Annotated in this window: 16 protein-coding genes; 13 read left to right on the top strand and 3 right to left on the bottom strand. The window is 60.5% G+C overall.

The window, feature by feature from the left end; genetic code table 11:
- Nucleotides 1-24: 24 nt before the first annotated feature.
- The 5 genes from AC5O5I_RS01260 (at nucleotide 25) to AC5O5I_RS01240 (ending at nucleotide 4,833) form a co-directional block, all read left to right on the top strand.
- Nucleotides 25-1,005, top strand: a complete 981-nt coding sequence (locus AC5O5I_RS01260; RefSeq protein WP_494511960.1) for an integrase domain-containing protein — start codon at nucleotides 25-27, stop codon at nucleotides 1,003-1,005.
- Nucleotides 1,002-1,277 carry a hypothetical protein gene (locus AC5O5I_RS01255; RefSeq protein WP_494511959.1) on the top strand — a complete coding sequence of 92 codons (276 nt, stop codon included), beginning with the start codon at nucleotides 1,002-1,004 and terminating at the stop codon, nucleotides 1,275-1,277. Before AC5O5I_RS01260 ends, AC5O5I_RS01255 begins: the two co-directional genes overlap by 4 nt.
- Before the next feature lie 355 nt (nucleotides 1,278-1,632).
- The gene (locus AC5O5I_RS01250; RefSeq protein ID WP_494511958.1) at nucleotides 1,633-3,213 is read left to right on the top strand and encodes an AAA family ATPase; all 1,581 of its coding nucleotides are present in this window, start codon (nucleotides 1,633-1,635) and stop codon (nucleotides 3,211-3,213) included.
- Nucleotides 3,200-4,084 carry a hypothetical protein gene (locus tag AC5O5I_RS01245; RefSeq protein ID WP_494511957.1) on the top strand — a complete coding sequence of 295 codons (885 nt, stop codon included), beginning with the start codon at nucleotides 3,200-3,202 and terminating at the stop codon, nucleotides 4,082-4,084. The genes AC5O5I_RS01250 and AC5O5I_RS01245 overlap by 14 nt, the downstream gene beginning before the upstream one ends.
- 281 nt (nucleotides 4,085-4,365) lie before the next feature.
- Nucleotides 4,366-4,833 (top strand): hypothetical protein, encoded by a 468-nt coding sequence (locus AC5O5I_RS01240; protein WP_494511956.1) that lies wholly within the window; start codon nucleotides 4,366-4,368, stop codon nucleotides 4,831-4,833.
- Nucleotides 4,834-4,919: 86 nt separating this feature from the next.
- Here the strand turns inward: AC5O5I_RS01240 and AC5O5I_RS01235 are convergent, their stop codons facing one another.
- Entirely contained in the window at nucleotides 4,920-7,217 is a 2,298-nt protein-coding gene (locus AC5O5I_RS01235; RefSeq protein WP_494511955.1) for a TonB-dependent siderophore receptor, read from the bottom strand.
- A 141-nt stretch (nucleotides 7,218-7,358) separates the two neighbouring features.
- On the opposite strand from AC5O5I_RS01235, the gene AC5O5I_RS01230 reads away from it, so the two are divergent.
- From AC5O5I_RS01230 to AC5O5I_RS01220, 3 genes are all read left to right on the top strand, one after another.
- On the top strand, nucleotides 7,359-8,078 hold the full coding sequence (locus tag AC5O5I_RS01230) for a response regulator (protein ID WP_172225712.1): 720 nt from the start codon (nucleotides 7,359-7,361) through the stop codon (nucleotides 8,076-8,078).
- Between the two features lies 1 nt (nucleotide 8,079).
- Nucleotides 8,080-9,447 (top strand): ATP-binding protein, encoded by a 1,368-nt coding sequence (locus AC5O5I_RS01225; protein WP_494511954.1) that lies wholly within the window; start codon nucleotides 8,080-8,082, stop codon nucleotides 9,445-9,447.
- An 89-nt stretch (nucleotides 9,448-9,536) separates the two neighbouring features.
- Nucleotides 9,537-11,201, top strand: coding sequence for an FMN-binding glutamate synthase family protein (locus AC5O5I_RS01220; RefSeq protein WP_494511953.1), 1,665 nt, complete (start codon nucleotides 9,537-9,539; stop codon nucleotides 11,199-11,201).
- Nucleotides 11,202-11,243: 42 nt separating this feature from the next.
- Here the strand turns inward: AC5O5I_RS01220 and AC5O5I_RS01215 are convergent, their stop codons facing one another.
- The gene (locus AC5O5I_RS01215) at nucleotides 11,244-12,563 is read right to left on the bottom strand and encodes an OprD family porin (RefSeq protein ID WP_494511952.1); all 1,320 of its coding nucleotides are present in this window, start codon (nucleotides 12,561-12,563) and stop codon (nucleotides 11,244-11,246) included.
- A 425-nt stretch (nucleotides 12,564-12,988) separates the two neighbouring features.
- On the opposite strand from AC5O5I_RS01215, the gene AC5O5I_RS01210 reads away from it, so the two are divergent.
- The gene (locus AC5O5I_RS01210; protein ID WP_494511951.1) at nucleotides 12,989-15,061 is read left to right on the top strand and encodes a TonB-dependent receptor; all 2,073 of its coding nucleotides are present in this window, start codon (nucleotides 12,989-12,991) and stop codon (nucleotides 15,059-15,061) included.
- 482 nt (nucleotides 15,062-15,543) lie between these two features.
- Here AC5O5I_RS01210 and aguA read toward each other — a convergent pair whose 3' ends face one another.
- Nucleotides 15,544-16,650 carry an agmatine deiminase gene (gene aguA / locus AC5O5I_RS01205; protein ID WP_172285733.1) on the bottom strand — a complete coding sequence of 369 codons (1,107 nt, stop codon included), beginning with the start codon at nucleotides 16,648-16,650 and terminating at the stop codon, nucleotides 15,544-15,546.
- Between the two features lie 267 nt (nucleotides 16,651-16,917).
- On the opposite strand from aguA, the gene rfbC reads away from it, so the two are divergent.
- The 4 genes from rfbC to AC5O5I_RS01185 are packed head-to-tail and all read left to right on the top strand — an operon-like array spanning nucleotide 16,918 to nucleotide 21,178.
- Complete coding sequence (gene rfbC, locus AC5O5I_RS01200; protein ID WP_494511950.1) at nucleotides 16,918-17,463, top strand: dTDP-4-dehydrorhamnose 3,5-epimerase; 546 nt, start codon at nucleotides 16,918-16,920, stop codon at nucleotides 17,461-17,463.
- Between the two features lie 42 nt (nucleotides 17,464-17,505).
- Complete coding sequence (locus tag AC5O5I_RS01195; RefSeq protein ID WP_172226524.1) at nucleotides 17,506-19,320, top strand: sensor histidine kinase; 1,815 nt, start codon at nucleotides 17,506-17,508, stop codon at nucleotides 19,318-19,320.
- Complete coding sequence (locus tag AC5O5I_RS01190; RefSeq protein ID WP_172285734.1) at nucleotides 19,317-20,726, top strand: sigma-54-dependent transcriptional regulator; 1,410 nt, start codon at nucleotides 19,317-19,319, stop codon at nucleotides 20,724-20,726. Before AC5O5I_RS01195 ends, AC5O5I_RS01190 begins: the two co-directional genes overlap by 4 nt.
- Nucleotides 20,723-21,178, top strand: coding sequence for a thioesterase domain-containing protein (locus AC5O5I_RS01185; RefSeq protein ID WP_172226518.1), 456 nt, complete (start codon nucleotides 20,723-20,725; stop codon nucleotides 21,176-21,178). Before AC5O5I_RS01190 ends, AC5O5I_RS01185 begins: the two co-directional genes overlap by 4 nt.
- Nucleotides 21,179-21,314 lie beyond the last annotated feature (136 nt).

The following is a 21,314-nucleotide window of genomic DNA, read 5'->3' as shown; positions in this document are numbered from 1 at the left end:
AGATCGGATGATGAGGTGACCGACATGGCATTGGTGGGTAGACGCGATGGTCGTAATTTCGGTTACGGCAGGCAATTGAGTTACGCGGGGCCGCAGGCGCTGAAAGACATGTTCGGTGGCGGTCATTACGGCACGGTCAAAGCGCACTGTGATCGGTGGCAGGCATTCGTCAAATGGTGCCGCTCCGAACGGGGGCCCGGTATCAATGATGCGCGGCAGATTGATCGGAAGGTGTTGGCGGATTATGCGGCGTACCTGCGCGACGTGGTTGGGCGCGGTGACCTCGCCGTTAGCACCGCACAAAACCGCCTATCCAGCATTAACCGGACTATTGCAGCGCTTCGCGGTGATCAGTACGTAACATTGCCCAGTCCGAGCAAGGCATTGGGTATGCAGCGCACCGGGGTTCGCCACTCAGTGCCGCAGGGCCAAGACCGCGAACAGGTTAAACAAATCGTCAATGCGCTTTGCAGCCATCATCAGCTACGGGCCGCTGCGGTCGTTCTAATGGCGCGAGCCACCGGCATGCGCTTGCGTGAGGCTATCTTGGCCGACCTGCCTCGGCTGAGCCGTGAGGCTAAAGACCTAGGCAGGATAAACATTCAGAATGGCACGAAAGGCGGCCGCACTGGTGCCTCAGCGCCCAGGTGGATTACGGTGGACGACCATGTTCGAGATGCACTGAAGTTTGCACGGCAGGTGACGCCTGTTGGTAGCCGCAACCTGATTGCTTCACACGAAAGCTACCTGAATGTTCTGCGAGAATTCATCCGCACTGCGCGGGACATCCTGCATGCACACGACCTCAAAGGCTTCCATGAGCTAAGAGCGGCCTATGCATGTGAGCGCTATGAGCAAATCACACGACACCGTGCGCCTATCAACGGTGGCCAATGTTATCTGGTAGATAGGAACCTTGATCGTGATGCCCGGAGGCAAATCAGCTATGAACTGGGGCATGGTCGGATCGACGTGATCGGGGCCTACATTGGTGGACGGGCATGAGTAAGCCATTCGACATGGAGCTGTTTCTGTCTGCCGTTCTGACCGGCTCGCACGCAACCCGGCAACGCCATGTACGCCAGGCGAAAATCATCGAAGCTGAAATTGCAGTTCGCTGGCAGCGACAGACGCCTTGGACTTGGCAGAGAAAACACGTCGCTTGGTTCCTCGATCATCGCCTAGGCAAGTGCAGTCAGGCGACGCGGTACTACTACCTGTTGACTGTGCGGCTACTCGTTCGACGATTATCCAAATCTTGGAATTTCAACCCATAAGAAAATGCTTGGTCTTTACAGTCCTGACTGGAACAGATTACTCATTTCTTTGCCAGTGCCCAGTTCAGACGGCCACTACAAGGCCTGCTTGAGAATGATCGCGGGTGTGCTGATGGCAACTCGGAAGCCCATCATGCAGAACCGATTTCAGAAAATGTGCCGCTCAGCATGGGGCCACGGTCACCTTCAGTCAGTCGAGGCTAAATACGCGCATTGCTCTAAAATGCACAAATAGCCATTTCCGCTCTTTCCAAGCAACCTTAATTTCGCTATAAATAGCGTATTTTTTGAGAATCTTTACATTCAGCGCGCCTAGCGCCATGAAACATACAAAACTCAAAGGGAGGTGTAGATAATGGATTCCGGTCGACTACGGGCTTTGACGATTGAACGATTCAAAAGCATTTATGATAAAACCAGAGTTGAGTTTGGCCAATTAACTATATTCTTAGGCAGGAACAATAGCGGAAAAAGCACCATATCTCAGGTACTACTTCTTCTGAAACAAACTCTAGAATTGGCACGAGTCGAAACCGTGCTGAACATCGACGGCTACGTATCTGCAATAAATCTGAGAGAACTTATCTCTGGCTGGCCAGAAACGTCAGAAGACGTTGATGGTCCATTTTTTTCTATTGAGTGGTCCTCGCATGTTGACATTGATAAAGCTCTTGATGTTTCGGGCTGGCCTGACTTACCTACACTCATGGATAAAGCATCGCTGCCATGGCTTGCAGAAAGCCTTGGAGCGAGTGTTGAGCTCTATTGTAAATTAGACCTTCAATACTGCGAGCTAAATGGAAAAATTGCGTTAAGTAGATTGGCACTGACATCATCCCTAAACTCAGATTTTGATGACCCAAGCTCAGTTTGTGCTCGCGTTGAAATTGACAGAGGCGAAGATGGGCGCTATCAGTGCCATTGGGATGGGGTAGCGTATAAAAAAATTGAAGTTGACATGCATCACTTCATCCCTTCTATCTCAATAGACAGACGAAATATCGGCCCAAGGAATAGACAGCGATCTTTGGCGAATGCCTTTAACGTTCTATTCTCTCAACCTTTGGATTCTCTAGAGTCCATGTTAAAGGGTTTTTCTTACTTAAGCTCTACTCGTGGATTACCGCTATCAATCTATTCCCCAAACTCATCAGGTGGTGAAGACATAGGGATGAGCGGAGAGTTTGCAGCGCAGTTGCTCTACACCCATAAAGAAGAGCCTGTGCACTATTTCTTCCCAGACTTCGATGACGTCAACGCTCCATTCGCGCCAAAAGAAAAAAGCTTAGCAGTCGCAATAAATGAGGTCCTTGAAGGACTTGGGATTGATACCCCACTATCCATTCATGAGATAGAAAAAGTCGGCTTTAGATTAATGTTTGGCAAAGCCACATTCTCCCATGTAGGGAGAGGGCTTACATATTTACTGCCGATAGTGCAACTAGGTTTGTTTAGTGACCCCATGCGCTTCAAGCATGGTGTCGATATACTTGCATCTGCACAAAATCGACTCTGTGCATTCGAAGAGCCTGAATCTCATCTTCATCCTAAAGTACAAGGGCGCTTAGCTACCTGGTTCGTTTCCTTGGCACGCGCAAATCGTCAAGTAATTGTCGAAACCCACAGTGACCATATGGTTCGACGACTTCGTAAGCTATTAGCCCAAGCAAAGCCTGGAAGCGACATAGAAAAATGGTTAAGCGCTAATATTCGAATCGTGAGTGTAAACCAAGTTGACGGGAAAACCTCAATTGAGTCCGGGCTTATTAAAAAAGACGGTAGCGTGGAGGTTTGGCCAACCGACTTCATGGACGCTGCAGTTAATGCAGAGCAAGAAATTTATTATGCCGCACTAGACAAGGAAGAAGAAGCCTCGCAGGTTACTGACCTCAGAGTAGAGCACATGGACAAGGATGAGCCGGATGCTATTAATTGACCCTTACATCTTTTTGCCTACTAGAGGACTTCCCTACAACGCGCAAAGAGTGGAAGAAGTTAAAGCCAACCTAAAAAATATCCTGCGCATCAATCGCCATCTAAAATACGATTTGATCGTAGATCAGACGCACTGGCAAGATATTGAAAAACGCTACTTAAGAGCTCTAAGCACTTCATTCAAGGACGCAGAACTAAACGTCGCACTCATAAACTTAAGAAACATAATAAAGAAAGTCGACACTACATCAGTCGGAACTATACGTACATGGGGAATCAAACCATTATACTATGGCTTCACATCAGACGAAGACACCCTTTTTGGGAGTTTAATTGCGCGTGCTGCAGCCTATTGCATCATTCAATACGGGCAAGCCAACCTGTTCGTTGAAGAAACACTAGGTCGCAATATTCAAGAACATTCCACAGGCCACTCACGTATAAAAGAGCGCTTGAGATGGCGGATCTACGTTTCTCGCGAGGGGTTAAACGGCGCCATGCCAGTTTCATGCATTTACGCCCCAAGAAACATAGAAATTCCTTGGACCACGAGATTTGATGTTCTTTTACCCGACACCGGAGAGTACTCATTTGCACCGCCAGTCAATTGGCATTTGCGAGGCACGCCGGCAGTAGTCACAAAAAAATCTAAACCTGTGTTCTTAGATGCCTCTGGAAACGGATGGGCTACTCCGAACACGCCCGGGCAGGCATACCATTGGGATGTTTATTTGGCAGACCCTAAATGGGCTGCCGCGAGAGGAACCGATCAAATTAACGTTACTAGATTTGGTGCTCCCGAGTCTCAAGGCGTACCTGGAACAATTCACCACGTGCCTACAGGAAAGGCTAGTTTAGCAAAAGGCAAGTGACTCTCTGAAGCTTTTTAACGGCTACCATAGTTTATATAGAACCTACTCACTAACAAATGAGGTTTGGGCATTTCAATGCCCAAGCAGGGTTAGCTTTGTACGCAGCCGGGATCCGTTTTAGGATAGTTTTAGAGATAGAGCGTTGAGATCAAAACTGAAATAAGCATAATAATTATAAGTTTATAAACTAGTTCGACTCCTGGTGCCGCACCATACGCAGTACTCAAAAGGCTCACCGACAGGTGGGCCTTTTTGTTTTTCGGCTCCGATATATGACTCAGATGGCGAATTCCCCCAGCCTTGCGCAAGACGTCGCGCAGTCCGCCATGGCGTTCTCAAAGGCGTTCCGGCAAACCCCTCCTGACCAGTTCGCGTTCGGCCTGTTTTCCATGTTCCCCAATAGCTGCTGTGAGTACGCGAGTTTGCTGCTGGCGTGGTTTCTGTGTGAGGAACACGAGGGCATGTGCATCGACGTGATAACGGGTGAGCTGAAGGAAAACTGGGAGCAACGGCACATTTGGCTGAGGCTCGAGGGGCACAATCTGGATATCACCGCCAACCAATTTGATGCAGATCTCCCTCACACGCTCATCACCCTACCCCGGGGGTGGCACGATAGATACACCGTGATTCACACGGCGCCATTCCAAAGACATTTTCACGAAGACTATGGGGATGATGGCAGGCAAGACATCATCGACGACTATAGGGCCTTGGCACATAACGCAAGAGCGCAGTTCAAATCGTAGGAAAAGAGCTTGCCCACGCTACGAGGCTCCCTGCAGGAGCCTGGCCTGCCGGCGATGGGCTGCGTAGCAGCCCCAGGTTGCCTTGGTCAGAACGCAGTGCTCACTGTCAGCGACAGGTTGCGCGGGTCGCCATAGATGCCTCCGGCATAAAACCCATACTGGGTGTAGTAGTGCTTGTCGAACAGGTTGTTGGCGTTAAGGGTGACGCTCACATCATCGGTCAGCTGGTACTTGGCCATGGCATTCCAGATGGCATAACCGGACCAGTTGACATCGGTGGCACCGTTGCTCACGCCATTGGTGGGCTGGCCGGCCGGGCTTGAAATGGCGCGGATGTTGGTCTGTGCAGTCACACCGGCACCCACGGTCAGGCGGTCAAGCGGGCCGGCCATCCGGTAAGTGGTCGAGGCCTTGAACAGGTGCGACGGGTCGCTGCGGCCGTCGCTGTCGATGCGGCGGAAGTGCAGGTAGGTGTAGCCGGCGTACACGTTCCAGTTGGGGGTCAGCGCGCCGGCGACTTCCAGGTCGATACCGTCGGTTTCCACGCCGGAGCCTGCCTTGTAGGCGCTGGCCCCAGTAGGCGTGGTCAGGTCGCCATCGAGCACGGCCTTGTTTTCCTGCTTGGTGCGGAAGTACGCCGCCGAGGCGTTCAGGCGGCCGTCGAACCACTCGCCCTTGACCCCGGTTTCGTAGCTTTGCCCACGAATCGGCTCGACCTTGCTGCCGCTCACGGTTTCCGACGTTTGCGGGGTGAAGATGTCGGTGTAGCTGGCGTACAGCGAGTAGTTGTCGTTGAGGTCGTAGACCGCACCCAGGTACGGGGTGACGATGCCGTTTTCTTCCTGGCTGCTGCGCTCACCGGCCACGCTGCGGGTAATCGACGAGTAGTTGCTGGTGCGTACGCCGACAATCACCGACAAGGGGTCGGTAATGCTCAGGCGGGTAGCGGCATACATGCCCTGCAGGCGGGTGGTGGTCTTGCTGTGCAGGCCGGTACGCGAGGCGATGATGTCATAGTCATCATCCACGCCATTGTGCCAGTTGCTGACCGGGAAGCCGTTGTTGGCGCGGAACTGGCAGCCCAGCGCGGGCGCGCTGGCCATGCCGTCGCCTACCATGGTGCAGGTGTATTGCGGCGACCAGCCCACGGTGCGGCTGTCGTTGTAGCCGACCATGGCCTGATGGGTGCGACCGAACAGCTGGAACGGGCCGGACAGGTCGATCTGTGCCGATTGCTGGGTGGTGTCGCTGGAGCTGTGCAGGCCGTTCAACACGGCGCCGCTGCCGTCCTGGTCCCAATAGCCGCCGTAGCTGCCGCGCCCAGCCGAATTGACCTTGGCCAAGCCGCGATGGTTGAGGGCCTCGGTGGTGGCTTGGGAGGCTTTCAGGTCCAGCGTCCAGTCGTTGTCGAAGCGGTGCTCCAGCGAGCCGAATGCAGTGCGGGTGGTGTACTCGCCAAAGCTCCAGCTGGGCACCACGTTGGTGCTGCGTGGCAGGTCGGTCTTGCTGCCGTCGCGGTACCACAGCGGGATGTTCGCACCCCAGCCGCCACCCACCACCTTGTTGTATTCGTACTGGTAGCCGGCACCCAGGGTGGTGGCCTCGTCCAGGTCGAACTCGAAATTGGCCAGCGCGGCGCGAGAGCGCTCGGACTGGTTGTCACGGAACGAGTTGGCGTCCTGCTGGGTCATCACGAAGCGTGAACGCAGGCGGCCGTCCTCGGACAGCGGCAGGTTGAGGTCTGCGCCCAGGCGGCGTTTGTCCCAGCTGCCATATGTGGCGTAGGCACTGCCACCGAAGGTCCTGGTCGGCGCCTTGCGGATCAGGTTGACGGTGGCCGAGGGGTCGCCGGTGCCGCCCAGCAGGCCGTTGGCGCCGCGCACGATGTCGATGCGTTCGTACAGGTCCATGTTCAGCGCGTTGCCGCTGCCGCTGAAATCAGAGCCGCCCTGGGTCTGCAGGCCATCGACCTTCCAGTTGCTGATCGAATAGCCACGGGCACGGTAGTCGGTACGCCCGCCCACCTCGGACTTGTTGGCCGTTACGCCGGGCGTGGTTTCCAGTGCCTGTTCGATGGTGTGGATGCCGCGGTCTTCCATTTGCTGGCGGGTAATGGTGGTGACCGACTGAGGCGTTTGCCGCGGCGTCAGGTTCAGGCCGGTGGAGCTGCGGGTGCGCTCGACGGTGTAACCCAGTTGGCCTGCGTCGTCGGCGGGCAGCAGTGCGCTGTCCTCGATCTGTGTGGCATCCAGCTCCAGCGGTTTACTGTCTGCCGCCATGACGCCACCACTGATGGCGACGGCGATGAAAAAGGCCAAGGGGTTGAGGCGATTGCCATTTTGGCTGATGGGAATGAAAGCTTTCGGGGTGCTCTTGGGATTCATTTGGGAAGGCTTCGTATTTGCAGATGATTTTTTGTTAGGATTCTAGGCATCGGCCCTCCCGGCTCCAGACCCGACATGTACGGGGATGTAATTGAACGTAACGAGTGCCCTCGGCCCTCTCCGAACAGGTTTTTTTTGCGTATGAGCACGACCCTGCTGGTTGTCGACGATGACGACGAGATCCGCGAACTTCTATGTGATTACCTGACAGATGCCGGTTACAGCGTGCTGGCAGCTGCCGACGGCGGGCAGATGCGTGAACAGCTGGCCCGTCAGAAAGTGGACCTGGTGGTGCTCGACCTGATGCTGCCTGGCGAGGACGGCCTGAGCCTGTGCCGGCAGTTGCAGGCCACACCGGGGCTGGCGGTGATCATGCTGTCGGCCAAGGGCAGCACCCTGGACCGCATCATCGGCCTGGAAGTAGGTGCCGACGACTACCTCGCCAAGCCTTTCGAACCGCGTGAACTGATCGCCCGGATCAAGGCCGTGCTGCGTCGCCCGCAACGCCTGGACAGCACCGCCGAAGAGCCGGCGGCGGACGCCCGGCTGTTCGCCGGGTTCCGTCTTGAACATGTAAAACGCCTGCTCACCCGGCCCGACGGCGAGACGCTGACCCTGCCCCGTTCCGACTACCGCGTGCTGCGCGAATTGCTCGAAGCCAATAACCGGGTGGTGTCCCGCGACCAGCTGACGCGCAGCGCATTTGGCCGCGATCACCTGCCCGACGACCGCTCGGTGGACATGTGCGTCAGCCGTCTGCGCCAGCACCTGCGCCGGGCGCCGGCGGGTGCCGCGCAAATCCTCACCATCCGCAACGAAGGCTACCTGCTGAGCGTCGCCAGCCACCTGGCCGATTCCTGACATGCGCTGGCTTCGCCGGCTGTGGCCGCGCACCTTGTTCGGCCAGCTGCTGCTGATCATGGTCAGCGGTACGCTGGCGATCCAGTTGATGTCCAGCAGCATCTGGTTCGACGTGCGTTTTGCCCAGGTACTCGAAGCCCCTGTGCGGCTGATCGCGGCGCGCAGCGCCCCCCTGATTGCCAGCGCTTCCTGCCACGGCGGCGGGCAACAGGCGCCGGCCCATTACCAGTTACGCTGCGCCGAGACGCTACCTGCGCCGGGGCATGACGAGCGCCGCGGGCGCCGCCGCGTCGAACTGCTACTGCAACAGGCCCTCAAGTACGAGCTGGGGCACGCACAGGAGGTGCGCCTGTTGAAGGTGCAACTGACTGATGAGCTGGGCCAGCCGATCGTCTGGCGCAGCCTGTTCGGCCTGCGCACCGCCCATGCGCATATCGAATTTGCGGTGCCGTTGGCCGATGGCCACTGGCTGACCATCGACGGCCAGGAGCTGCAAGGCTGGAGCGGCGAGTCGGCTTGGGTGCTGATCAGCGACTACCTGGTGCGGGTGTATGCACTGCGCATTGTCGCGGTATTACTGGTGTGCCTGATTGCCGTGCGTCTGTGCCTGCGCCCGTTGCGACGTCTGGCCGATGCCGCCCGCGGCCTGGGAGGCAACCTGGAGCAACCGCCGTTGGCGCTGGATGGGCCGGAGGAAGTGCGCCAGGCGGCTCAGGCCTTCAACGCCATGCAGCAGCGGCTGATCGAGATGGTCAATGACAAAGCCTACTTCCTGGCCGCCGTGTCCCACGACCTGCGCACCCCGCTAACGCGCATGCGCCTGCGCCTGGAACGCCTGCCGGACGACGAACACCGTCAGCGCCTGCGGCAGAACATCACGCAGATGGACGACATGATCGGCCAGGTGCTCGACTACCTGCGCGCGGGGGAGCAGCAGAACCTGCAACAGGTGGACCTGGACCGGCTGGTGGCACGCCAGTGCGCCGACCTGGCGACCGCCGAAGAACCGCTGCCGGTGCACGGCCAGGCGGGCAGCCTGCAGGTCGATGCCCTGCTGCTGCAGCGCTGCCTGCAAAACCTGCTGGTCAATGCGTTGCGTTACGCCAAGGATGTTTCGGTCACACTGGAACGGGCGCCCGCCGGGGTGTTCATCCATATCGACGATCGCGGGCCAGGCATTGCGCCGGGCCTGCTGGCGACCATCACCGACCCGTTCGTGCGTGGTGAAGGATCGCGCAACCAGGCGTCCGGCGGCTATGGCCTGGGGTTGAGCATCGCCCTGCGCATCGCCAGCAGCCATGGCGGTGAGCTGATGCTGTCGAACCGCGAAGGCGGCGGGTTGCGGGTCAGCGTGCTGCTGCCCATCTGATCAGGTAACAGTCTTTTACCGACTGCCCAGGTTTTCCCAGGCCTGCCTTTGCCTATCCTAGGCCCGGTCATCCTGCCTGCGATGGACCCATGAAACACTCTCTTCCCAGCCGCTACGCCTGCCTCACCATCTGCCTGCTGTTCAGCTTCGCCAGCCTGCCACTGCTGCCGCAACATGCCTGGCTGTGGCCGATCACACTGCTTACTGCGCTGCTGAGCCTGGTCGGCCTGAACGACCTGCGCCAAAGCCATCATGCGGTGCGCCGCAACTACCCGATTTTGGGCAACATCCGCTACCTGATCGAAACCATCCGCCCGGAAATCCGCCAGTACCTGATCGAGGGCGACGATGACAAACTGCCGTTCTCGCGATCACAGCGCTCGCTGGTGTACGCCCGCGCCAAGAATGAAAGCGCCGAGAAAGCCTTCGGCACGCTCAACGATGCCTACAAGCCCGGCTTCGAGTTCATCAGCCATTCGATGCTGCCGGTGGCCACGCCAGACCCGGCCTCGTTCCGCATTGCCATTGGCGGGCCGCAATGCCGCCTGCCGTACTCGGCGTCGATCTTCAACATCTCGGCCATGAGCTTCGGCGCCCTCAGCGCCAACGCCATTGCCGCACTCAATCGCGGCGCACGCATGGGCCGTTTTGCCCATGACACCGGCGAAGGCAGCATCAGCCCTTACCACCGCGAACACGGCGGCGACCTGATCTGGGAAATTGGCAGCGGCTACTTCGGCTGCCGCACAGCGGACGGGCGTTTCGATGCGCAACGCTTTGCCGAGCAGGCGCGCTCGGCGCAGGTGAAGATGATCGAGGTCAAGCTCAGCCAAGGTGCCAAACCGGGCCACGGCGGCATCCTGCCGGGTCACAAGGTCAGCCGCGAAATTGCCGAAACCCGTGGCGTGCGCGTAGGCGAGGACTGCATTTCGCCGGCAGCGCACAGCGCCTTTCGCACGCCGGTCGAGCTGCTGCAGTTCGTGGCCAGCCTGCGCGAGTTGTCGGGGGGCAAGCCGGTGGGCTTCAAGTTCTGCCTGGGTCACCCGTGGGAGTTCATGAGCATTGCCAAGGCCATGCTGGCCACCGGTATCACCCCGGACTTCATCGTTGTCGATGGCAAGGAGGGCGGCACCGGCGCGGCGCCGCGGGAGTTCAGCGACAACATGGGCGTGCCGATGCGCGAAGGCCTGATGTTCGTGCACAACACCCTGGTCGGCCTGAACCTGCGCGCCAGCATCCGCATTGGCGCGGCGGGCAAGATCGTCAGTGCTTTCGACATTGCCAGTGTGCTGGCCATCGGGGCGGACTGGGTCAATTCGGCACGTGGCTTCATGTTCGCCATCGGCTGCATCCAGTCGCAGAGTTGCCACACCAACAAATGCCCGACCGGCGTGGCCACGCAGGACTCCTTGCGCCAGCGCGCACTGGTGGTGCCGGACAAGGCCGAGCGGGTCGCCAGCTTCCACCGCAACACCCTGCACGCGCTGGCCGAGATGCTGGCGGCCGCTGGCCTGGAGCACCCTGCGGAGCTGAAGCCCAAACATTTGGCACGGCGGGTCAGCCCCAGTGAAATCGGGCTGTTTTCGGACCTGCACACGTTTCTGAAGCCGGGCGAATTGCTCAGCGGCTCGATCGAAAGCGAATTTTATGCGCGGATGTGGCGGATGGCACGTAGCGACAGCTTTGCACCGGAGACCGGGGAAGGGGAAGTGCGGATTGCAGGGGTTCGGCGCAGGGCTGCCGAGCCGGCATGAAAGCCCGGGGCCGCAAGGCAGCCCCAGACCATCAGATCAGGATCAGAAGATGCTGATCGGGTACTCGACGAATACGCGGACTTCGTTGCCGTCGTCGTTGTAACCGTTCTGCTGCACGGCGTTGTTGGTACGCAGGAACGAGCTACGCAGCTTGACCGACAGGTCCTTGGCCGGGCCGTCCTGCACCACGTAACGGATCTGGTTGAAGATCTCGCGCTCTTTACCCTCGCCGAAGCCCTGTGGGTTGGCAACGTTGCGGGTGTTGATGTTGTCACCCACCACGTAGGCCAGCTTGTAGGTCAGGCCCGGGATGCCGTAGGCACCAAAGTCCAGGCCGTAGCCCAGCTGCCAGGAGCGCTCGTCTTCGGCGTTGAAGTCGGACCAGTACGAGTTGGCCAGGTAGATGGTCGAGCCACCGTCACCCACGCCGCCGGCGTTCTGGTAGAAGCCGTAGTTGTAGCCGGTGCTGCCGGTGCTGCGCTGGTGCGCCAGGGTGAACGAGTGCGCACCGTAGGCGTAGGTGGCGGCCAGGCTCCAGATGGTGTTGGAGTCGCCGTTCAGCCCTGCAGCCTTGACGAACTTGTTGTTGATGTCCGACTTGTAGCCGTTGAAATCCAGGGTCAGCGACTGGTCGCTGGCGATCGGGAAGACGTAGTTCAGGCCCAGGTAGTGCTTGCGCATCACGTCTTCGTTGTCGGAGGTGTACAGCGAGCCGCTGAAGTTGTCGGTGAACTTGTAGCTACCACCAAGGACATTGATCGACTTCAGGCCACCACCGTCACGGCGCTCGGCGCTCTTGCGCGCTTCCTGGGTGAAGCGGCCGGCGTTCAGTTCCAGGCCCTCGATTTCTTTCGAGGTGATCAGGGTACCGGTGAAGCTTTCTGGCAGCAGGCGTGCATCGTCGTACTGCAGCACTGGCAGGGCCGGCATCTGGTCACCGTACTTCAGCACGGTGTTGGAGATGCGGAATTTCACGGCAGCGCCACCACGGGCCAGGTTGTGCGGCGAGCTGGCATTGCCATCGGCGTTAGTGGTTTCGTGCGGCTTGAAGAAGTCGACGCCACCGCCACCGTTGTGGCCTTTGCCGCCGTCAAGGCGCAGGGCGTACAGGCCGAATGCGTCGACACCGACGCCGACGGTGCCCTGGGTGAAACCGGAGGAGAAGTTGGCGATGACCGCCTGGCCCCATTCGATCTGGTCGTCGGTGCCGTGTTTCTTGTCACGGTTGATGTAGGCGTTGCGCAGAAGGACGTTGGCGTGGCTGTCCTCGATGAAGCCCTTGCTGTCGGCCTGCTCATTGGCCTGGGCCTGGGTCGCGGCGATCATCGCCAGAGCGACCAGGCTGATCCTGGTTTTCAACATGTTGTTTTCCTAAATTATTAATCAAAAACACTGCGCAATTTGACGCCAGGAACCAACGCCCCTTCGTAGGTTCGACGCTATGCGGATCCAGACTGGCGGGCCTGCACGGCAGGCCGTGGCCGAATCCTAGCCGCGCGCGATTACAAATGTCAAAAAAACGTGAAATGCAGGTTGATATAACCAAAATAAAGCGTTGTCACGGGGCATTTCCACGCATGATCGCGCTGTAGGCGGGAATTTTGTCTTTTGTAGGATTTGTCTTCCTGACTAATCGGACGAATATCTGAGGCGGCCATCACCCTCTTAAGGCATATTTACAAAGTGATACATATGTAAAGACAACCCTTTACAAATACTCGAGCAGGAGCAAATAGCAAGCATTACCATTCGCACCTCTTTTCCACCTGCCCGGTCCGGATGTGTCCATGCTTGTTCCCTGCCGCCTTTCCCCCCTCACGCTTGGCCTGTCGCTGCTGGTCAGCGCCAGCCTGGCCAGCGCCGCTTCCACTACCCTGCCGGAACTCTCTGTCACCGCCGACAGTGAACGCGAGAGGGACAACCCACGGGTCAAGGAGGTGAGCACCGCCACCCGCACCTCGACGCCGGTGCGTTACGTGCCGCAGGCCATCGACAGCGTGAAGACCGCCAACGTACTGGACTACGGCAGCAATACCCTGGGCAAGGCACTGGAAGGCATCCCCAACGTCAGCAGCGGCGCCGACACCCGCTTCGACAGCGTGCGCATTCGCGGCTTCGACGCCAGCAACGACTTCTACCTGGACGGGATTCGCGATGACAGCCAGTACATCCGCGACCTGCACAACATCGAGCGGGTCGAGGTACTGAAGGGGCCGGCGGCAGTGCTGTATGGCCGTGGCAGCCAGGGCGGTATCGTCAACCGGGTCAGCAAGGCGCCGGAACAAGGGCGCCGCTCAACCCTCGAAGCACAGGCGGGCAGCGAAGACCTGCGCAGCCTGTACGCCGACCTCAGCACCGACCTCAGCGACACCGTCAGCCTGCGCCTGAACATGGGCAACCAGGACAACAACAGTTTCCTCGACGGCATCGATGGCAGCCGCCAGCTGTTCGCCCCCTCCATCAGCTGGCAGATCAACCCCGACCTGAACTGGCTGGTGCAGTACGAGTACAGCCGTTACAACCGCACACCCGACCGTGGCATCCCCGGGGTCAACGGCCGCCCGGCCGACGTCAGCCGCAGCACCACCTATGGCGACACCCAGCGCGACTACATCGACGACCGCGCCCAGTCGCTGCGCTCGCGCCTGAACTACCAGCTGAACGAAACCTGGCAGCTGCGCCATACCCTGGGCCTGTTCAAGCTCGACAGCGAGTTCGACAACACTTACGTCACCGGCTACAACGCCAGCACTGACACCCTGACCCGCCAGCGCTGGCAGCAGGACCTGAACACCCGCAACCTGTTCAACAACCTGGAGGCCGAGGGCGATTTCGACACCTGGGGCCTGGAGCACAAGTTGCTGCTGGGCCTGGAGTTCGGCAACCAGAAGCGCGACCCGCTGCTGTACAGCGCCGGCAACCAGACGCTATCGGGCCTGGGCAAGCCCAGCCAGCCGCACAACGGCACGCTGACGGTCGCGAGCAACAACCACACTGTGGTCGACAGCCGCGGCCTTTACCTGCAGGACCAGATCCGCCTGAACGATCAGTGGCAGATCCTTGCCGGCGTGCGCTTCGACCAGTTCGAAGTGGAAACCACCAACAAGGAAAACTTCAGCGAACCGCAGGACAGCACCAGCACCAGCCCCCGCCTGGGCGTGGTCTACACCCCATGGCGCGATCATTCGTTCTACGCCTCGTGGAGCAAGACCTTCTCGCCGGTAGGCGGTGGGCTGATCGGCATAACTCCGGGCGCGCCGGGCAACACCAACGACACCAAGCCTGAGGAAACCCGGCAGAAGGAAATCGGGGTGAAAAGCGAATGGCTGGACCAGCGCCTCAGCACCACCCTCGCCGTCTATGAGCTGGAGCTGTACAACCGTCGCACCCGCGACGCCAACGACCCGCAAGTCATCCTGCTCAGCGGCTTGCAGCGTTCGCGCGGCATCGAGCTGACGGCAACCGGCAACATCGTCGGCAACTGGTATGTACGCGGCGGCATCGGCCTGCAGGATGCGATCATCGTCAAGGACAACAATGGCCAGGAAGGCAACCGCATCAACGATGTGGCCAAGCGCAACGGCAGCCTGTTCGTGACCTGGAAACCGGAGCTGGGCTGGTATGCCGAAACCGGTCTGACACTGGTCGGCGAGCGTTATGCGGACAACCAGAACACCACAGTGCTGCCGGGCTATGGCCGCTGGGATGCGCTGGCGGGGTATCGCACGCATGACTGGGATGTGCGGGCGGCGCTGAGCAACATTGCCGACAAGACCTACTACAGTTCGGCGACCAGTGCGGCGCAGATCCAGGTGGGTGACCCGCGTAGCCTGGTGGTGACGGGCAGTTACAGCTTCTGATCGTTATTGGCTGTGCCGGTCTCCTCGTGGGCAAACCCGCTCCTGTTTCTGTGGGAGCGGCTTCAGCCGCGAAGAGGCCGGCACAGGGTGAACCGATCGATCAGTGCCACACCGCCATCAGCGCCTGCATCTCTGCCTCGCTGATCAGCCCTTGGGGGTAGCGTCCGGCAAGCAGACGTCGTGGGTCGGTCGTCCTGACCCTGATGCATCCATGGTGTTTCAGCCACGTCGCCACAACCCTGAGCGATCGGTGATTCACTGCTGATGGGCGCAAAGCCGACTCACTTGCTGCGTTCATTTCTCCAAGTACTCCCTGGCCCGTGAGCGGCTAATTTACGTAAGTATTGTTACAGATCCGAGAGCCCGGCCTGGCCAAGCTATCTATCTGAAAACAATACAAAACATATGCCAAAACGGGCTGCCGGGCGTCGCAGAAAAAAAAAGCCCGTCACCAGGACGGGCTACTTTCTAACAGCTTCTTTTCAGCGCTTGATCGGCGCTGGCTGCTGTTGGGTCAGGCAATGGATGTTGCCCCCACCCAGCAATAATTCACGGCCGGGGATCATCACCACTTCGTGATCAGGGAAGATTTGCGCCAGGATCGCTCTGGCTTCGGCATCTGCCGGGTCGTCGAAGCTTGGCGCGATGATGCCGCCGTTGACGATCAGGAAGTTCACGTACGAGCCAGCCAGGCGTACCGACGGGTCACGCTCCTGGCTGCCAGCCACCTGATCGACACCGTCACACTCTTCGGCGGTGGCGAACAACGGGCCAGGAATCGGCATCTTGTGCACGATGAACTCACGGCCCTTGGCGTCGCGGGTATTCTTCAACACCTTCATGGCCGCATGGCAGCGGGCGTAGTTGGGGTCGTTGGAATCATCGGTCCAGGCCAGTAACACTTCGCCTGGGCGCACGTAACAGCAGAAGTTGTCGACGTGGCCGTCGGTTTCATCGTTGTACAGGCCATCCGGCAGCCAGACCACGGTGTCGACCGCCAGTTGCTCGCGCAGCACCGCTTCGATCTGCTCGCGGCCAAGGTGCGGGTTGCGGTTGCGGTTGAGCAGGCATTCCTCGGTGGTGATCACGGTGCCTTCACCGTCCACGTGGATCGAGCCGCCTTCGAGCACGAAGCCTTCGGTGTGGTAACGCTGGCAACGCTCCATTTCCAGAACCTTGGCCGCCAGCTCCTCGTCGCGGTTCCACGGTGCGTACAGGCCGCCATCGAAGCCGCCCCAGGCATTGAAACCCCAGTCCACGCCGCGCACTTCACCTTGGTCGTTGATGACGAAGGTCGGCCCGGTGTCACGCACCCAGGCGTCGTCGTTGCTGATTTCGACCACCCGAATGTTAGGCTGATCAAGCTGGCGACGGGCGTTTTCGTACTGGCCGGCAGAGGCTGCGACAGTCACCGGCTCGAAGCGGGCAATGGCCTTGGCCAGTGTTACGTGGGCAGCTTGCGCCGGCTTGCCGCCCAGGCGCCAGTTGTCCGGGCGCTCCGGCCAGACCATCCACACCTGGGTTTGCGGCGCCCACTCGGCGGGCATGTGGAAACCATCGGCACGGGGCGTGGAATTGAGGGTTTTCATGGGTAACCTCTGTGATGGCCCTGAGCCTGGATGTGCCGGGGCAATCGTCATTTTATAACCGATACATATCGATATTTAAAGCCCGTGCATCGGGGAATTTTGACTTCAACTGCAAAATAAAGCCGATAACAATCGACAAAAAACCGCCTGCTCCAACACCTCGACGGGTCTGCCATCCACCATAGCCACACCTTGTGCATCCTGTTCAATCGCCGTGGGGTAGACTGCAGCGAGGCCAATACTTGGGCAATCGGACAGCGAGCCGCCATGGACATCATTCCTACCGCAATCCCCGAAGTGCTGATCATCGAGCCAAAGGTTTTCGGTGACAGCCGTGGTTTTTTCTTCGAGGCGTTCAACGCCCGTGAGTTCGCACGGCAGACCGGCTTGAATGTCGCGTTCGTGCAGGACAATCATTCGCGGTCCATCAAAGGGGTACTGCGCGGGTTGCACTATCAGGTGGAAAACACCCAAGGCAAGCTGGTGCGCGTGGTGCAGGGCGAAATCCGTGATATCGCCGTGGATGTGCGCCAAAGCTCGCCAACCTTCGGCCAGTGGGTCGCCGTGCACCTGTCCGCCGACAACCACCGTCAGCTGTGGATTCCACCAGGCTTCGCCCATGGCTTTGCGGTGATGAGCGAATCGGCCGAGTTCCTCTACAAGACCACTGACTACTACAACCCCGGCGCCGACCGCTGTATCCGCTGGGACGATCCGCAGCTGGACATCGACTGGGGCCTGCAGCAGCCACCGTTGCTGTCGGACAAGGACAAGGTCGGCCTGCCGCTGGCAGAGGCGGAACTGCTGCCTTAACTAGCGCATAATTGCGTCAGACTTTTCTGGCGCATTGATCTGATGATTGCAAAACCCACGCCTCCACGCCGTCCCCGCTGGCGCAGCCTGGCCCTGCTGGCGCTGTGCCTGGCCCCGTTGCTGTGGCCATTGCACCATCTGGCCGAACGTTACTACCAGGACGAACTGGCCTCGCAGAACCGCCAGACTCTCGACCTGTACGTCGCCAACCTGCTCGGCACCCTGCACCGCTACGAAACCTTGCCGCAGATCCTCGGCGACCTGCCGGCGCTGCGGGGTGTACTTGACGACCCGTTTCGCCTGGAAGCCGTGACCAATGCCAACCGATTGCTGAAGGGCATCGTGCAGCAGACCGGTGCCGAAGTGATGTACCTGATGGATGTCAGCGGCAACACTCTGGCGGCCTCCAACTGGGACAAGCACGACAGCTTCGTCGGCCGCAATTTCGCCTTCCGCCCCTACTTCAACGAGGCCATGGCCGGCCGCCTGGGCCGTTTCTTCGGCCAGGGCACCACCTCGGCCAAGCGCGGCTATTTCTTTGCCGCCGCCGTGCATGACCGCGAGCGCATCGTCGGCGTACTGGTGGTCAAGGTCGACCTCGACCACACCGAGACCCTGTGGGGACGCACCCCCGAACAGCTGTTGCTGACCGATCACAATGGCGTGGTCATTCTCACCTCGCGCCCGGACTGGCGCTTCCGTGCCACCCGTGCGCTGACCGAAGCCGAGCGCCAGGCCATCATCGCCATCCAGCCCTACCCGACCCAGGCACCACAACCGCTGATGCTCAACCCCGATGCCTGGCTAACCCAGACCCGCGACATCAAGGAAACCGGCTGGCAGGTGAGCATCCTTGCCCCGCGCATGCTGGTCGACCGCTCGGTGCAGACGGTGATGGCGATCGGCGCCGGCACCCTGCTGGTAGTAATGCTGCTGGCCGGCCTGGTGATGCAGCGGCGCCGCCATTACATCGACCGCATCGACTTCGAGGCGCGTGGCCGCCAGCAGCTGGAAAAGCGCGTGGTCGAGCGCACCGCCGACCTTGAAGGCCTGAATACCCGGCTCAAGCGTGCCGTGCTGGAGCGCGAGAACGCCCAGCAGGAGGCGGTGCGTGCCCAGGACGAGCTGGTGCAGGCCGGCAAGCTTTCGGTGCTCGGTACCATGTCGGCCAGCATCAGCCATGAGCTCAACCAGCCGCTGGCCGCCATCCGCAGCTACGCGGAAAACGCCGAAGTGCTGCTGGACCACCAGCGCACCGAAGACGCCCGCGGCAACCTCAAGCTGATCGGCGAACTGACCGGGCGCATGGCCTCGATCATTGCCCACCTGCGCGCCTTCGCCCGCCGCGACCGACATGCGCCGGAAAGCGTGGCGTTGCAGCCGGCGCTGGACGATGCCCTGGCGCTGCTGGCCAAGCGTCGCCGGGCAATGGCCGTAGAGCTGATCCGCGACCTGCCGGAAGCCACCTTGTGGGTGCAGGCCGGTGAAACCCGCCTGCGCCAGGTGCTCGGCAACCTGCTGGCCAACGCCCTCGACGCCCTCACCGAAAAGGCCAACCCGCGCCGCCTGTGGCTAAGTGCCGAGCAGCGCGATGGCTGCGTCTACCTGTACATCCGCGACAACGGCCCCGGCTTCAGCCGCCAGGCCCTGGAGCAGGCCAAGGAGCCGTTCTTCACCACCAAGACCAGCACTCAAGGCTTGGGCCTGGGCTTGGCCATCTGCGAAAGCCTGATGCGCGCCCTGGGCGGTGAACTGCTGCTGGCCAACCACCCGGAAGGTGGCGCGCTGCTGACCTTGCAGCTGCGTGTGGCTGCGCCTGGCGCTACTTTGCCCAATTCGGAGGACTCCTCGGCATGACCACCGAGACACAGATCGACAACCAGGCCCAGGTCATTCTGGTCGACGATGACCCGCACCTGCGCCAGGCCCTGAGCCAGACCCTGGATCTGGCCGGCCTCAAGGTGGTCGCCCTGGCCGATGCCCAAGGCCTGGCCGACCGTATCGAGGCCGACTGGCCGGGGGTGGTGGTCAGCGATATCCGCATGCCGGGCATCGATGGCCTGCAACTGCTGGAGCAACTGCACGCCCGCGACAGCGAACTGCCGGTGCTGCTGATAACCGGCCACGGCGATGTGCCGTTGGCCGTGCAGGCGATGCGCGCCGGGGCCTACGACTTCCTGGAAAAACCCTTTGCCAGCGACGCCCTGCTCGACAGCGTGCGCCGCGCCCTGGCCCTGCGCCGGCTGGTGCTGGACAACCGCAGCCTGCGCCTGGCCCTGAGCGACCGCCAGCAACTGGCCACCCGCCTGGTCGGCCACTCACCCGCCATGCAGCGCCTTCGCGAGCAGATCGGCGCCTTGGCCGGGACCCGCGCCGATGTGCTGATCCTGGGCGAGACCGGCGCCGGGAAAGAAGTAGTGGCCCGCGCCCTGCACGACCTGTCCAGCCGCCGTGATGGGCCATTCGTGGCGATCAACGCTGGCGCGCTGGCCGAGTCGGTGGTCGAGAGCGAACTGTTCGGCCATGAGCCCGGCGCGTTCACCGGTGCGCAAAAACGCCGCATCGGCAAGTTCGAGTTCGCCAACGGCGGCACGCTGTTCCTCGACGAAATCGAGAGCATGAGCCTGGACGTGCAAGTAAAACTGCTGCGCATGCTGCAGGAACGGGTGGTCGAGCGTCTGGGCGGCAACCAGTTGATCCCGCTGGATATCCGCATCATTGCCGCGACCAAGGAAGACCTGCGCCAGTCCGCCGACCAGGGGCGCTTCCGCGCCGACTTGTACTACCGCCTGAACGTGGCGCCGCTGCGTATTCCGGCGCTGCGCGAGCGCGGCGATGACATTCTGGTGCTGTTCCAGCATTTCGCCGACGCCGCCAGCCAACGCCACGGCCTGCCGCCGCATGCGTTGCAGCCGGCGCAGCGCGCGCTGCTGCTGCGCCATACCTGGCCGGGTAACGTGCGCGAGCTGCAAAACGCCGCCGAGCGCTTCGCCCTTGGTCTGGAACTGGCCCTGGACAGCCAGGCGCCACCGGCGACAACGCCTTCGGCAGCGGTACCGCGCGGTAACCTGAGCGAGCAGGTCGAGCAGTTCGAACGCTCGCTGATCGCTGCCGAACTGGCCCAGCCGCACAGCTCCATGCGCAGCCTCGCCGAGGCGCTGGGCATCCCGCGCAAGACCCTTCACGACAAGCTGCGCAAGCATGCGCTGAGCTTCGAGGGCGGCAGCGGCGGGCATGATGATCAAGAGGACCACCGTCAATGAGCAGCGATACCCGGTACCTGCAGTCCGTACTGCACAGCGACATCCCCCTGACCCGTGAAATGGGCCTGGAAGTGATCGATTGGCAGCAGCACACCCTGCGCCTGCAATTGCCATTGGCGGCCAACGTCAACCACAAGAGCACCATGTTCGGCGGCAGCCTGTACTGCGCGGCGGTGCTGGTGGGCTGGGGCTGGTTGCACCTGCGCCTGCGCGAGCTGGGGATCGATGACGGGCATATCGTCATCCACGAAGGGCAGATCAGTTATCCGCTGCCGGTGACCGGTGCGGCGGTTGCGCGGTGTGCAGCGCCGGATGAGAAGGCCTGGGAGCGGTTCCTGGCCATGTACCAGCGCCGCGGGCGGGCGCGGCTGATGCTGGAGACCACAGTGAGCAATGCCGGGAGTGACGAGCCGGCGGTCAGGTTCAGTGGGCAGTACGTGCTGCACCGCTGAGGCGAAGCGACCACTGGGGTGGATGGCACCGGCTTTGCCGGTGATCGCGGCTGAAGCCGCTCCCACAGGGATCGCATCAGGGCTGACAGGTGCTTGTCGCGGCATTTGCCGCTTCCGCAGCCCCTCCTGCAACCGC

Source organism: Pseudomonas sp. 9_2_1, assembly GCF_059295275.1.
This window is presented reverse-complemented; position numbering and strand designations above follow the sequence as displayed.